This is a genomic window from Staphylococcus sp. GDY8P120P (assembly GCF_017892065.1).
Classification (GTDB): Bacteria; Bacillota; Bacilli; order Staphylococcales; family Staphylococcaceae; genus Staphylococcus; species Staphylococcus nepalensis.
Genome location: NZ_JAESKI010000002.1, coordinates 122,518 through 135,242 on the forward strand (window position 1 = coordinate 122,518; position 12,725 = coordinate 135,242).

Genomic DNA, 12,725 nt, shown 5'->3' on the forward strand with positions numbered 1-12,725 from the left:
TAATTACAATTTATTTGAAATTGTGTGGTATTGATAACGTAAAGAGGGAGCGGGCAGCAGTCTTTAAAAAAAGATGGCTATCCGCTTCTTCTTATATGTGATAGACAAATATGATTGACGTGTTTGTCTCTTTAATTAATACAAATTCCCTTGTTAGAAAACAGCACTAAATATGACACGTATGTTTAAGATTAATTGCACATATAATATTTATGTTACAGAAGTTACAATTGTTTTAAATTGCGGTCTATATAAGTTTTTTGTTAAATATATGTGCTAATATGAAATTGTTATTAATAAAGAGAGAATGAATTAAGGGGATAAACTTGAAAAATTTACTATTGGCGATATTGGCTTTTCTGCTTTCGTGTTGTTTCATATTTTTATTGGTATTAGTTACTAACCAGCAAGCACTTGCTAAAGTACATGAGACAATCTCGAGTTACTCTGAAACAAATAAAGCGATTCAATCCAAAACGAAAGATAACAACGCTCACTCAGATGCAAAGGGAGAAAAGAAAAAAGAAAAGCCATATAATGCAAAAAATCATGTACCAATTGCATCATCAGCGACACATCATTTGAAAGATAAAACCTCTGGGGAAACTAATTTGCCTCAGTTTACAGCAGCTTTAAGTAAAGCTCAAACTATTGTGAATGATGATAACCATTCTGAAAATAAATATAATGATTACGGGATAGATCGTACATGTCAAGGAGCATTTTACTATGTATTTACATTTAAAAATCAGAAAAAACCAAATACATATTATAGAGTTACTGTAGACCAAAATAACCATGCAAGAATATTTGATAACAGCTATCGCGTTCAAGATAACCCGGATTTAAATAAACCACGTATTTCACCACATGAATCAGAAGTCATAGCACAAAAATATGCAAAAGATGCACTAGGTAACTATGCTACTTTGAAACAAGTCCAAGCGTCTAAACAAGGTATGTCTTATACATTTTATAATTCGACTGCTAACAAAGAGTATAAAGTTACTGTAAATAAAGTAGGCGATGTCATACGTCAACCTGCTTTGAATAAGTGATAAATAAAAACATTCAGCTTCCTGACTTTATTGAAGTTGAATGTTTTTATTTTTGGAAAAATGTATAAAGTTAAATGTATCAATGGTATGATTATATTAACATTAGAGACATTTTATATTCTAAAAAAATATATAACAATAACTAATTTGAATTGAAAAGGATGAATGTTTTGAAAAAAATAAAAAAAGCAATTATACCTGCAGCTGGGTTAGGTACAAGATTTCTTCCAGCAACTAAAGCTATGCCAAAAGAAATGTTACCAATCTTAGATAAGCCAACGATTCAATACATAGTTGAAGAAGCCGCTCGTGCTGGCATTGAAGATATTATTATCGTAACTGGAAAACATAAACGTGCAATTGAAGATCATTTTGATAATCAAAAAGAATTGGAAATGATATTACAAGAAAAAGAAAAAACAGATTTATTAGAAAAAGTGAATTATTCTACAGAGTTAGCTAATATTTTTTATGTTAGACAAAAAGAGCAAAAAGGACTAGGGCATGCTATTTATTCAGCTCGCCAATTTATTGGAAACGATCCTTTTGCGGTACTATTAGGTGACGATATTGTAGAGTCTGAAAATCCGGCTATTAAACAATTAATGAATACCTATGAAGAAACTGGTAAGTCTGTCATCGGAGTTCAAGAGGTAGATGAAAATGAAACGCATCGATATGGTATTATTGATCCGTTAGAAAAAACAGGTCGAAGATACGAAGTAAATCAATTTGTTGAAAAGCCCAAACAAGGCACTGCACCTTCTAATTTAGCGATTATGGGACGTTACGTATTAACACCTGATATTTTTGATTATTTGGCGAACCAAGACAAGGGCGCCGGTGGTGAAATTCAACTCACTGATGCAATTGAAAGACTAAATAAAGATAGCCAAGTATACGCGTATGATTTTGAAGGTAATCGTTATGATGTGGGAGAGAAGCTAGGTTTTGTTAAAACAACAATAGAATTTGCTTTAAAAGATAAAGAAATGAACGAAGCATTAACACGTTTTATTAAACAACTGAATTTGGATGATTAAGTTATAAACATTTAAGCGGTGGAGATAATAATTTATTTGTTAAACATCGCACATCTTGAAGTGTTACGAGGTGTAGAAATGAAGCAAAAGAAGACCAACGCAATGCGCATATTAGATCGTCAAAAAACCAATTATAATGTGAATACTTATGAAGTTACAGATCAACATATGGACGGTACTGAGGTAGCAAATAAAGTAGGCATCGAAGATAAGTTTGTATATAAGACGCTTGTTTTAGAAAATAGTAACCATGATCACTTTGTTTTTGTTATTCCTGTAAATGCTACGTTAGATATGAAAGCAGCAGCTTATGCTGTAAACGAAAAGAAATTACATTTAATGCCGCTAGATGACTTGAAGAAAGTGACAGGATATATTAGAGGCGGTTGTTCACCAATAGGCATGAAAAGACAATTCCTAACAGTGATTGACCAACAAGCAACGTTCTTAAATTCAATTTATGTTAGCGGTGGGGAACGCGGTGTGCAAATTGAAATGGCAGTAGATGATTTAATTGATACCACTCATGCTAAAGTAACAGAAGTTATTCATAATTAAAAAAAGTAGTATAAAATGTATCATCACGAAACGGTAAACTTGCCATTTCGTGATTTTTTATGCGCACAAATAAAATACTTAACCTCATATTTTGCCTCATATGTTAATCGCTAAAGCTTAATGCGTTTTATTACCAATTTTGTATATGATTTACATTTCATTTAATAAAAAAAGGGACGGTTTATGTAAAAAGATATAAATGATGAAATATGCACCCTTTTTTTGACTGTTTTTGACTGTTTTTGATAAAAAATGATTGAAATAAGAAAGCGTAACCATTATAATGATGATGGAATGAGGTGAAGAGATGATTACGGAAAAACGTCATGAACTCATATTGACTGAATTGTCAAAAAAGGATTTTTTAACGTTGCAAGAATTAATAGAGCGTACAGGTTGTAGTGCTTCAACGATTCGTCGAGATTTATCGAAATTACAAAAAATCGGGAAATTAAAAAGAGTACATGGAGGCGCAACACTTAATCAATCATCTCTTTTAGAACCCAATTTAGCTGATAAGCGTGCTACAAATTTAAAAGAAAAACAAGAAATAGGACGATTAGCTGCTCTGGAAATAGAAGATAACGAGTGCATCTTTTTAGATGCTGGCTCGACGACACTAGAGATGATTCCTTATATAAAGGCGCAAAATATTGTGGTTGTTACAAGCGGCTTAACTCATGTTGAAGAGTTAATTAAGTATGGTATTAGAACATTTATTTTAGGTGGAGAAATTAAAGCGACGACGTTTGCGACAGTAGGCGCAAGTGCTCTAGAAACATTGAAACGATACCGATTTGATAAAGTCTTTATTGGAATGAATGGCATAGATACGAAGTATGGTTTAACAACACCAGACGAACAAGAAGCAATTATTAAAAAATATGCGATACAGTTAGGCGCAGAAGCCTACTTATTAGCTGATCATGATAAATACGACAAGGTATATTTTGCGCATGTCCCAATCGAAGATGAAATTACAATCGTTACTTCTAAAAAAGTAAGAGAGAGTGGGATTTTTGAAAAATTTGCGGACAACTATAAATTTATTGGAGGCACACGATGATCTACACAGTAACTTTTAATCCTTCTATTGATTACATTATGTTTACTAATGATTTTGAGTTAGATGGATTAAATAGAGCGACAGAAACATATAAATTTGCAGGAGGCAAGGGCATCAACGTTTCAAGGGTGTTACAAACATTAAATGTGTCATCGACAGCGCTTGGCTTCGCAGGTGGTTTTCCAGGTCAATTCATTATAGAAACAATGAAAAAAGCGGGAATCTATACTGATTTTATTCAAGTTGATGAAGATACACGCATTAATGTGAAACTAAAAACTGGTAGCGAAACTGAAATAAATGCACCGGGACCAAGTATTTCAGAAACACAATTTACAGCATTACTTACACAACTTCGAAATACTGCTAAGGAAGACACAGTGATAGTAGCAGGTAGTATACCAAAGAGCGTACCAACAGATGCATATGAACAAATTGCAAAAATCACCAAACAAACAGGTGCGCAATTAGTTGTAGATGCTGAAAAAGATTTAGTAGAACCTGTATTAAAATATAATCCATTATTTATTAAACCAAATAAAGATGAATTAGAAGTCATGTTTGACACAACGATAAAATCAGATGAAGATGTCATCATTTACGCACGAGAAATTTTAAAAATGGGCGCTGCATCAGTCATTGTTTCACTTGGTGGTGAAGGCGCTGTGTACGTAGACCATACGCATAACTTAAAAGCGACAGTCCCAAATGGCAAAGTTGTGAACACGGTTGGCTCTGGTGATAGTACAGTAGCAGGTATGGTTGCTGGCCTTGAAGCAGGTCTTTCTATTGAAGCATCGTTTAAACAAGCAGTGTCTGCGGGAACAGCAACTGCATTTAATGATGATTTAGCAACAAATAAGGCAATTGAAGCTATTAAAAATCAAGTGACAATTACGACACTAAATGGGAGTGAATAAGATGAGAATTACTGAGTTATTAACAAAAGATACGATAGCTATGGATCTTTCTTCAACAGACAAAAATGGCGTAATAGACGAATTAGTTAATCAACTAGATAAAGCGGATAAATTAAATGATGTTTCAACTTTTAAAGAAGCGATATATAACCGCGAATCTCAAAGTACGACTGGTATCGGAGAGGGCATTGCCATCCCTCACGCTAAAGTTGCTGCAGTAGATACGCCTGCTATTGCCTTTGGTAAATCTAAAGAAGGAGTAGATTATCAAAGTTTAGACATGCAACCAGCACATCTATTCTTTATGATTGCAGCACCAGAAGGTGGCGCACAAACACATTTAGACGCATTAGCCAAATTATCAGGTATTTTAATGGATGATAAAGTACGTGAAGATTTACTTCATGCAACGTCTCCTGAATCGGTATTACAAATTATTGATAAAGCTGATGATGAAGCAACAGAAGAAGAGGAAGCAGAAGAAGTAAATAATACAGACGCTGAAAGTGCAGCTGATACAAATGAACCATATATATTAGCAGTTACAGCTTGTCCAACAGGGATTGCCCACACATACATGGCACGCGATGCTTTGAAAAAACAAGCTGATAAAATGGGTGTTAAAATTAAAGTAGAAACGAACGGTTCTGGAGGAATAAAGAACCATCTTACGAATGAAGATATCGAACGCGCTAACGGCGTGATTGTAGCGGCAGACGTACACGTCGAAACAGCTCGATTTAATGGTAAAAATGTAGTAGAAGTACCAGTTGCTGATGGCATTAAGCGACCAGAAGAGCTAATTAACATGGCGCAAGATACTTCTCGTAAACCATTTGTTGCGAGCAGTGAGTCAAGTAGTAAACAGTCAGAAAGTAATGAAAAACAAGGTATCGGTAAAACAATATATAAACACTTAATGAATGGTGTTTCTAATATGTTACCACTTGTTATTGCTGGTGGTATTTTAATGGCTATTGTGTTCTTGTTTGGTGCAAATGCATTTGATCCAAAAAGTTCAGAATATAATGCCTTTGCGGAACAATTGTGGAATATAGGGAATAAGAGTGCCTTTGCGTTAATTATACCAATATTAGCTGGATATATTGCACGTAGTATTGCGGACAAACCAGGCTTCGCAGCTGGTCTTGTTGGTGGTATGATTGCTGTTTCGGGCGATTCAGGGTTTATTGGTGGTATCCTTGCAGGTTTCTTAGCAGGTTACTTAACACAAGGTATTAAGAAAGTAGCCAGTGGGTTACCTCAATCATTAGAAGGTTTGAAACCGACATTGATTTTCCCGGTATTCTCAGTTTCAATCACTGGTTTACTCATGATTTATGTATTAAATCCGCCGGCATCATGGTTAAATAATTTATTACTAAATGGTTTACAAAGTTTATCAGGAACGAACATTATGTTATTAGGCTTAGTCATTGGTGCCATGATGGCAATTGATATGGGTGGTCCATTCAACAAAGCAGCATATGTATTTGCAACAGCTGCATTGACTGAAGGCAACGCAGCGCCAATAACTGCTGCAATGATAGGTGGAATGGTTCCGCCAATTGCCATCGCTACTGCAATGGTTATCTTCCGTAAGAAATTCACAAGAGAACAGAGAGGTTCTGTTGTACCAAACTACGTTATGGGGCTATCATTTATTACTGAAGGTGCTATCCCATTTGCAGCAGCAGACCCTATCAGAGTGATTCCATCAATGATGGTTGGCTCAGGTATTGGCGGAGCGATTGCTTTAGGGTTAGGTTCAGCGATTCAAGCACCACATGGTGGTATTTTTGTCATCATCGGAACAGACTTTAGCCATGTGCTACAATCACTCATCGCTATTGTGATAGGCGCGATTATAAGTGCAATTATTTATGGTTTATTAAAACCAAAGTTAACTGAAGAAGAAATTCAAGCATCAGAAGCTATGAATGATTAAAAATAGATTGATGTATGTTATAAAGCCAGAAGAGACTCATTATTGAGTGATCTTCTGGCTTTTTGCGCCGTCATTTTATGAATTAAAAACTTTTGAATATAATAAAAGTGATGAATTTGGTAAAATAAAATAAAAGTTATACAATCATATTTGAGCGTAAAATCATTGAAAAGAAGGTAGAACAAATGACTGAATATGTAATTGAAAATGGGCGAATATATACGGAAGAAGAAATCATCGAACGTGGATATATTATTATTAAATCCGGTAAAATCGCTGGTGTAGGTATAGGGGATTATGAAGGTGAGTTACAAACTATCGATGCACAAGGACATCACATCTTACCTGGCTTTATTGACATTCATATGCATGGGGGTTATGGAGAAGATGCGATGGATGCTTCGTTGGAGGGCTTGAAACATTTATCTGAATCATTATTGTCTGAAGGAACTACCAGTTTCTTAGCAACGACTATGACGCAATCAGATGATAATATTACGCGTGCACTTGAAAATATTGTTGCATACCAAGCACAACACGATGCGTTAAATGCGGCAGATATTGTGGGTATACATCTGGAAGGGCCATTTATTTCTGAACATAAAGTGGGTGCACAAAATCCAGGCTATGTACAAAGACCTTCAGTAGAAAAAATAAATTATTTTCAAAATGTAGCGAATCATCAAATTAAGGTGATGACATTTGCACCTGAAGTTGCTGGCGCACAAGAGACGCTAGCAGCTTTTCATGATGACATTATCTTTTCAATCGGACACACGGTAGCAACATTTGATGAGAGTAATGAAGCGGCTGAAAATGGAGCAAAACATGTAACGCACTTATATAATGCAGGAACGCCATTTGAACATAGGGAACCGGGATTATTTGGCGCAGCTTGGCTTAATGATAAATTAAGCACTGAAGTTATCGTGGATGGCATCCACTCCCACCCAGTAGCTGTAAAAATTGCTTATAAGCAAAAAGGTAATAAACAATTTTACTTGATTACAGACGCTATGCGAGCGAAAGGTATGCCTGATGGCGAGTATGATTTAGGCGGTCAAAATGTCATTGTAAAAGGTTCAGAAGCTCGTTTAGCCTCAGGGGCATTAGCAGGGAGTATTTTGAAAATGAACAACGGTCTCTACAATCTTATGCAATTTACAGGAGATACGTTGGATAACCTATGGCCTGTTACCAGTTTAAACCAAGCAGTAGCTTTAAAAATAGACAACGAAAAAGGCAGTCTGAAGGTTGGCAAAGATGCAGATATTGTCATAGTTAACGATGATATTGAAGTGCTAACAACAATTAAACAAGGTGAGATTCATAAATTTAATTAGTTATAATAACCAAACGATTAAAAAGAATGAAGCCTATTTAGTACGTCTGAAATATAAATCAGAAAGTTGACTTAAAAGTGAATTTGCGTTTAAATGGTAAATTAGGTGAATATAAAATTTTAATTATTATAAATGACTTTCAATACAAATATTATGATAAAATAAAAGTAATGCGTGTTTTTAGGGAGGTGTTACAATGGGAAGGATTTAGCCTATAAAACAATAATCAACAATCATGTAAGATTTGATAAGCAGTCACCTATTGTGACACAAAATTTGGAGGTGAATCCCTAGAAATAGGGAACTAATTGGAAACAGTGACCATAATGAATTTAGTAATATTCTTTTTCTTAATAGCATTAACTACTGTCTTTGTAGGGTCGGAATTTGCTTTAGTGAAAGTACGTACCACAAGGATTGAACAACTTGCTACAGAGGGCAATGGTAATGCACGCATTGTAAAAAAAATGATTAAAAACCTAGACTATTATTTATCCGCATGTCAATTGGGGATTACCGTGACATCTTTAGGTTTAGGTTGGTTAGGAGAACCAACATTTAATAAGTTATTGCATCCACTATTTGAAGTAATCCATTTACCTGATGCATTAACGACGACGATATCATTTATTGTAGCATTTATTATTGTGACTTATTTACATGTGGTTCTTGGTGAATTAGCACCGAAAACACTTGCAATTCAATATACTGAAAAGTTGGCGCTTGTGTATGCAAGACCGCTATATTATTTTGGACTTATCATGAAACCATTAATTTGGTTAATGAACGGTTCAGCAAGAATGATTATTCGCATGTTTGGCGTAGATCCAGATGCTAATAATGATGCTATGTCAGAAGAAGAAATAAAAATTATTATAAACAATAGTTATAACGGCGGCGAAATTAACCAAACAGAATTAGCATATATGCAAAATATTTTTTCGTTTGACGAAAGACATGCTAAAGATATCATGGTTCCTCGTACGCAAATGGTTACATTGAATGAACCATTTAACGTTGATGAATTATTAGAAACGATTAAAGAACATCAATTTACACGTTACCCGATTACTGAAGATGGGGATAAAGACCACGTCAAAGGGTTTATTAATGTAAAAGAATTTTTAACAGAGTATGCTTCTGGGAAACCGATGAAAGCAAGTAATTATATTCATGATCTACCAATGATTTCTGAAACAACAAGGATAAGCGATGCACTTATAAGAATGCAGCGTGAACACGTCCATATTAGTTTAATTATAGATGAATATGGGGGAACAGCTGGTATTCTAACAATGGAAGACATACTAGAAGAAATTGTTGGTGAAATTCGTGACGAATTTGATGATGACGAAGTGAACGACGTTTTAAGATTAAGCGACAATAAGTATCAAATTAATGGTAGGGTCTTATTAGATGACTTGAATGACCAATTTGGTATTGAATTTGAAGATTCTGAAGATATCGACACTATCGGTGGCTGGCTACAAGCGCATAATACGAATTTACAGCCTAATGATTACGTAGATACACAATATGATCGCTGGGTCATATCAGAAGTAGATAATCATCAAATTATCAACGTGATTTTAGAATTTGAATATCATGAAACACGTCCAACATTGGAAGATGAAGAAGACGAAGAAGATGACGATAACTAAGGCGTGATATATGATCCCAAGCCATTTTCTTACTAAAATTTAGTTTATTGAGCATAAATGAGATTTGGTAGGTTGATGACGCATTTTTGTGTGAGCTAAAAAATAGATGTTTAGTTACCTTAACAGTAGTTGGCATAAAATCAATATTCAAATCCACCTATGGTATTGTCACTAGATAACTAAAATAAAAGCAAGCTTTTATCGCTATAATCATTCTAATTATAACGGGATAATGAAATCTTTAAAGCATCATAGATTTCTATCCCGCTTTTTTATATCTAAAATTTAGAAAGTATACATTTATTAATTTAAATATTAAAATAATAATGATACTTAAATTAATAAAGAGAGGGATTGTTTCTATGTTAGCCGATACATATTATTTAAATAATGGTTATCCAATGCCGAAAGTTGGTTTGGGTGTTTATAAAATCACTGAAGAAGAAATGGAAAAAGCGGTCAATGCTGCATTAGAATCAGGTTATCGTGCGTTTGATACAGCCTACTTTTATAAAAATGAAATAGCATTAGGAAATGCTTTAAAAAAAGCAGATATACCTCGTTCTGATTTATTCATTACATCTAAAATCTGGAATGATTACCAAGGATATGATAAAACAATAGAGTTTTTCACTAAATCAATAGAAAATTTAGGCACGGATTATTTAGATTTATTCTTAATACATTGGCCATGTGAAGCAGATAATTTGTTTATAGAAACCTATAAAGCAATGGAAAAACTATATAAAGAAGGACGTATTCGTGCAATTGGTGTTTGTAATTTTAAACAACATCATTTAGAGACATTAATGGCTGAAACTGAAATCACACCAGCTGTAAACCAAATCGAGGTACACCCTTACTTTAGCCAACACGAGTTGCAAGCTTATTGTGACGATAACGATATTGCTGTAACAGCTTGGATGCCATTAATGAGAAATCAAGGATTGTTGGATCATCCAGTGATAACTGACATCGCAAATCGATACGGTAAGACACCTGCACAAGTTGTTTTACGTTGGCATTTAGCACATAATCGCTTGATAATTCCTAAATCAAAAACACCAGAACGTATTAAGGAAAATTATGATATTTTTGATTTCACTTTAGAATTAAGGGATATTGCTGAGATAGATAATTTAAATCGAAATGACCGTCAAGGTAAAGACCCAGATAAGGTACGTATTGGTGACTTAAAATAATACCTTCATGCAGTATCACTTTGGGCGGATAGGCCACTTATTACAGGTTATAAGCGTCTCATTACAGTAATTAAGTATAGCTATATCTATTCATATTAAATATGTTGAAAACTTATTATATTCTTGTTAAAGGACAGGGGAGAAAATCAATTTAGTAACTTTTGATTTCTTTCCTGTTTTTTAGATTAAAGTTATAAAGGGTTTTATTTTCAATCGTTTGCAATAGTTGATAAACTTAATGGACAAAGTTACAACTTTTTACAAAAAATATATAGAACAATATTTAAGTTTAATGATTTATTACTGTATTAAGAAAATTTGTAATTCAAACAGTGACAATTCCTAATTATAAAAGCAGTTTAGTTAACAACAATTTGCAATATTTGTTAAACAATTAAGTTTCATTAATGAATATTAAGGTAATATAAAGATTGCGTAAATCTAAATAATAAGAATGGCAAAATAACTGTGAATATTGATAAAGTGAAATTGAAGTCATTGAAATGAAGGTGTTTAATATGGATATAAGAATAATAGTGCCATGTTATAATGAAGGTGAAGTAATATTAAAAACGTATGACAGATTAACAGAAATCTTAACGGAAGACAGTCTCAACCGTCAGTATAACTACGAATTATTATTTATAGATGACGGTAGTCACGATAAAACAATCAATTATATTCAAGAAATGGCGACACATGACAATCATGTGAAATATATTTCATTCAGTAGAAATTTTGGTAAGGAATCCGCAATGATTGCTGGTTTTCAACACAGTGTCAATTGTGATGCTGTAGTGATGATTGACGCTGATTTACAACACCCCCCTGAGTTGATCCCCCAAATGGTTGACAGTTATTTAGATGGTTACGATCAAGTTGTGGCTAAACGTGATAGAACAGGTGAAAAACGTTCAAGAAAATGGCTAACTAAAGTGTATTACAAAGTGATTAATCATCTTGTTGAAGACATAAAATTAGAAGACGGCATTGGTGATTTTAGGTTGCTCAGCCAACGTGCAATTCATTCATTGACAGAGTTAAATGAATACAATCGTTTTTCAAAAGGATTGTTCGAATGGATTGGTTATAACACTAAGGTATTCACTTATGAAAATGTTGAAAGAGAAGACGGAAAATCGAAATGGTCATTTGGTAAATTATTGAATTATGGTATTGATGGTCTCATTTCATTTAACAATAAACCATTACGTGCCATGATTTATTTAGGGCTTGTTGTTTTCTTTGTGAGCTTACTCTATATTGTCTTTAGTTTTGGAAGCATTATGATTAATGGTGTTAAAACACCAGGTTACTTTTCAACGATTGCAGCGATTTTATTACTCGGCGGTATCCAACTCATTTCAATAGGTATTGTTGGAGAGTATATTGGTAGAATTTATTACGAAGTCAAACAACGTCCAAAATATATTGTGCAAGTTTCTAATTTGGATCCTAAAAATAAAACAAAGCAATCTGAATCTAAATTGCAAATGTCAGATTATACAATTAAAGATAACCAAAATAATGTGAACAGCGCAGCATCTTTATATACACCGTCGCGTAAAGCAACTTCTGATAAAGATAAACCACTTGTAAAACACAGATAAAAATAACCTCAGATTAAGCTTGGTTTCGCTTAATCTGGGGTTATTTAAATATGATATATTATTTTTTGCGCAATTTACCTAATATAAATGATAAGAGCGCTACAAGGATAATCGTTCCGATAAGCGCAGGGAATATCGCAATGCCACCTAAGTGCCAACCCCAATCGCCTAAAATCCAAGAACCCAGTGCAGAGCCTACAACACCAGCAATGATATTACCGATAATGCCACCGGGGATATCTTTACCTAAGATGCCACCAGCAATCCAACCGATTAAACCACCGACGATTAACATAAGGATAAATCCAAACATGAT

At 34.0% G+C, this 12,725-nt stretch carries 11 protein-coding genes; 10 read left to right on the forward strand and 1 reads right to left on the reverse strand.

Annotated features, from left to right (window positions below; genetic code table 11):
• Window positions 1-326 precede the first annotated feature (326 nt).
• From KA900_RS00940 to KA900_RS00985, 10 genes are all read left to right on the forward strand, one after another.
• Window positions 327-1,058, forward strand: a complete 732-nt coding sequence (locus tag KA900_RS00940) for a hypothetical protein (protein WP_096810736.1) — start codon at window positions 327-329, stop codon at window positions 1,056-1,058.
• 170 nt (window positions 1,059-1,228) lie between these two features.
• On the forward strand, window positions 1,229-2,101 hold the full coding sequence (gene galU, locus KA900_RS00945) for a UTP--glucose-1-phosphate uridylyltransferase GalU (protein ID WP_119488176.1): 873 nt from the start codon (window positions 1,229-1,231) through the stop codon (window positions 2,099-2,101).
• Window positions 2,102-2,179: 78 nt separating this feature from the next.
• A complete protein-coding gene (gene ybaK / locus KA900_RS00950) occupies window positions 2,180-2,659 on the forward strand; it encodes a Cys-tRNA(Pro) deacylase (RefSeq protein WP_103373443.1) in 480 nt (159 codons plus the stop codon).
• Between the two features lie 307 nt (window positions 2,660-2,966).
• Window positions 2,967-3,725, forward strand: coding sequence for a DeoR/GlpR family DNA-binding transcription regulator (locus KA900_RS00955; protein WP_096810734.1), 759 nt, complete (start codon window positions 2,967-2,969; stop codon window positions 3,723-3,725).
• Complete coding sequence (gene pfkB, locus KA900_RS00960; protein WP_096810733.1) at window positions 3,722-4,645, forward strand: 1-phosphofructokinase; 924 nt, start codon at window positions 3,722-3,724, stop codon at window positions 4,643-4,645. The genes KA900_RS00955 and pfkB overlap by 4 nt, the downstream gene beginning before the upstream one ends.
• A gap of 1 nt (window position 4,646) precedes the next feature.
• Window positions 4,647-6,593, forward strand: coding sequence for a PTS fructose transporter subunit IIABC (locus tag KA900_RS00965; protein ID WP_107644059.1), 1,947 nt, complete (start codon window positions 4,647-4,649; stop codon window positions 6,591-6,593).
• 185 nt (window positions 6,594-6,778) lie between these two features.
• On the forward strand, window positions 6,779-7,936 hold the full coding sequence (gene nagA, locus KA900_RS00970; RefSeq protein ID WP_210139181.1) for an N-acetylglucosamine-6-phosphate deacetylase: 1,158 nt from the start codon (window positions 6,779-6,781) through the stop codon (window positions 7,934-7,936).
• A gap of 308 nt (window positions 7,937-8,244) precedes the next feature.
• Window positions 8,245-9,597 carry a hemolysin family protein gene (locus KA900_RS00975; RefSeq protein WP_103373439.1) on the forward strand — a complete coding sequence of 451 codons (1,353 nt, stop codon included), beginning with the start codon at window positions 8,245-8,247 and terminating at the stop codon, window positions 9,595-9,597.
• Between the two features lie 362 nt (window positions 9,598-9,959).
• Complete coding sequence (locus KA900_RS00980; protein WP_103373652.1) at window positions 9,960-10,799, forward strand: aldo/keto reductase; 840 nt, start codon at window positions 9,960-9,962, stop codon at window positions 10,797-10,799.
• 518 nt (window positions 10,800-11,317) lie between these two features.
• Window positions 11,318-12,409 carry a glycosyltransferase family 2 protein gene (locus tag KA900_RS00985; RefSeq protein WP_103373651.1) on the forward strand — a complete coding sequence of 364 codons (1,092 nt, stop codon included), beginning with the start codon at window positions 11,318-11,320 and terminating at the stop codon, window positions 12,407-12,409.
• A gap of 58 nt (window positions 12,410-12,467) precedes the next feature.
• Here KA900_RS00985 and KA900_RS00990 read toward each other — a convergent pair whose 3' ends face one another.
• Complete coding sequence (locus KA900_RS00990) at window positions 12,468-12,722, reverse strand: GlsB/YeaQ/YmgE family stress response membrane protein (RefSeq protein WP_096810727.1); 255 nt, start codon at window positions 12,720-12,722, stop codon at window positions 12,468-12,470.
• Window positions 12,723-12,725: the final 3 nt, after the last annotated feature.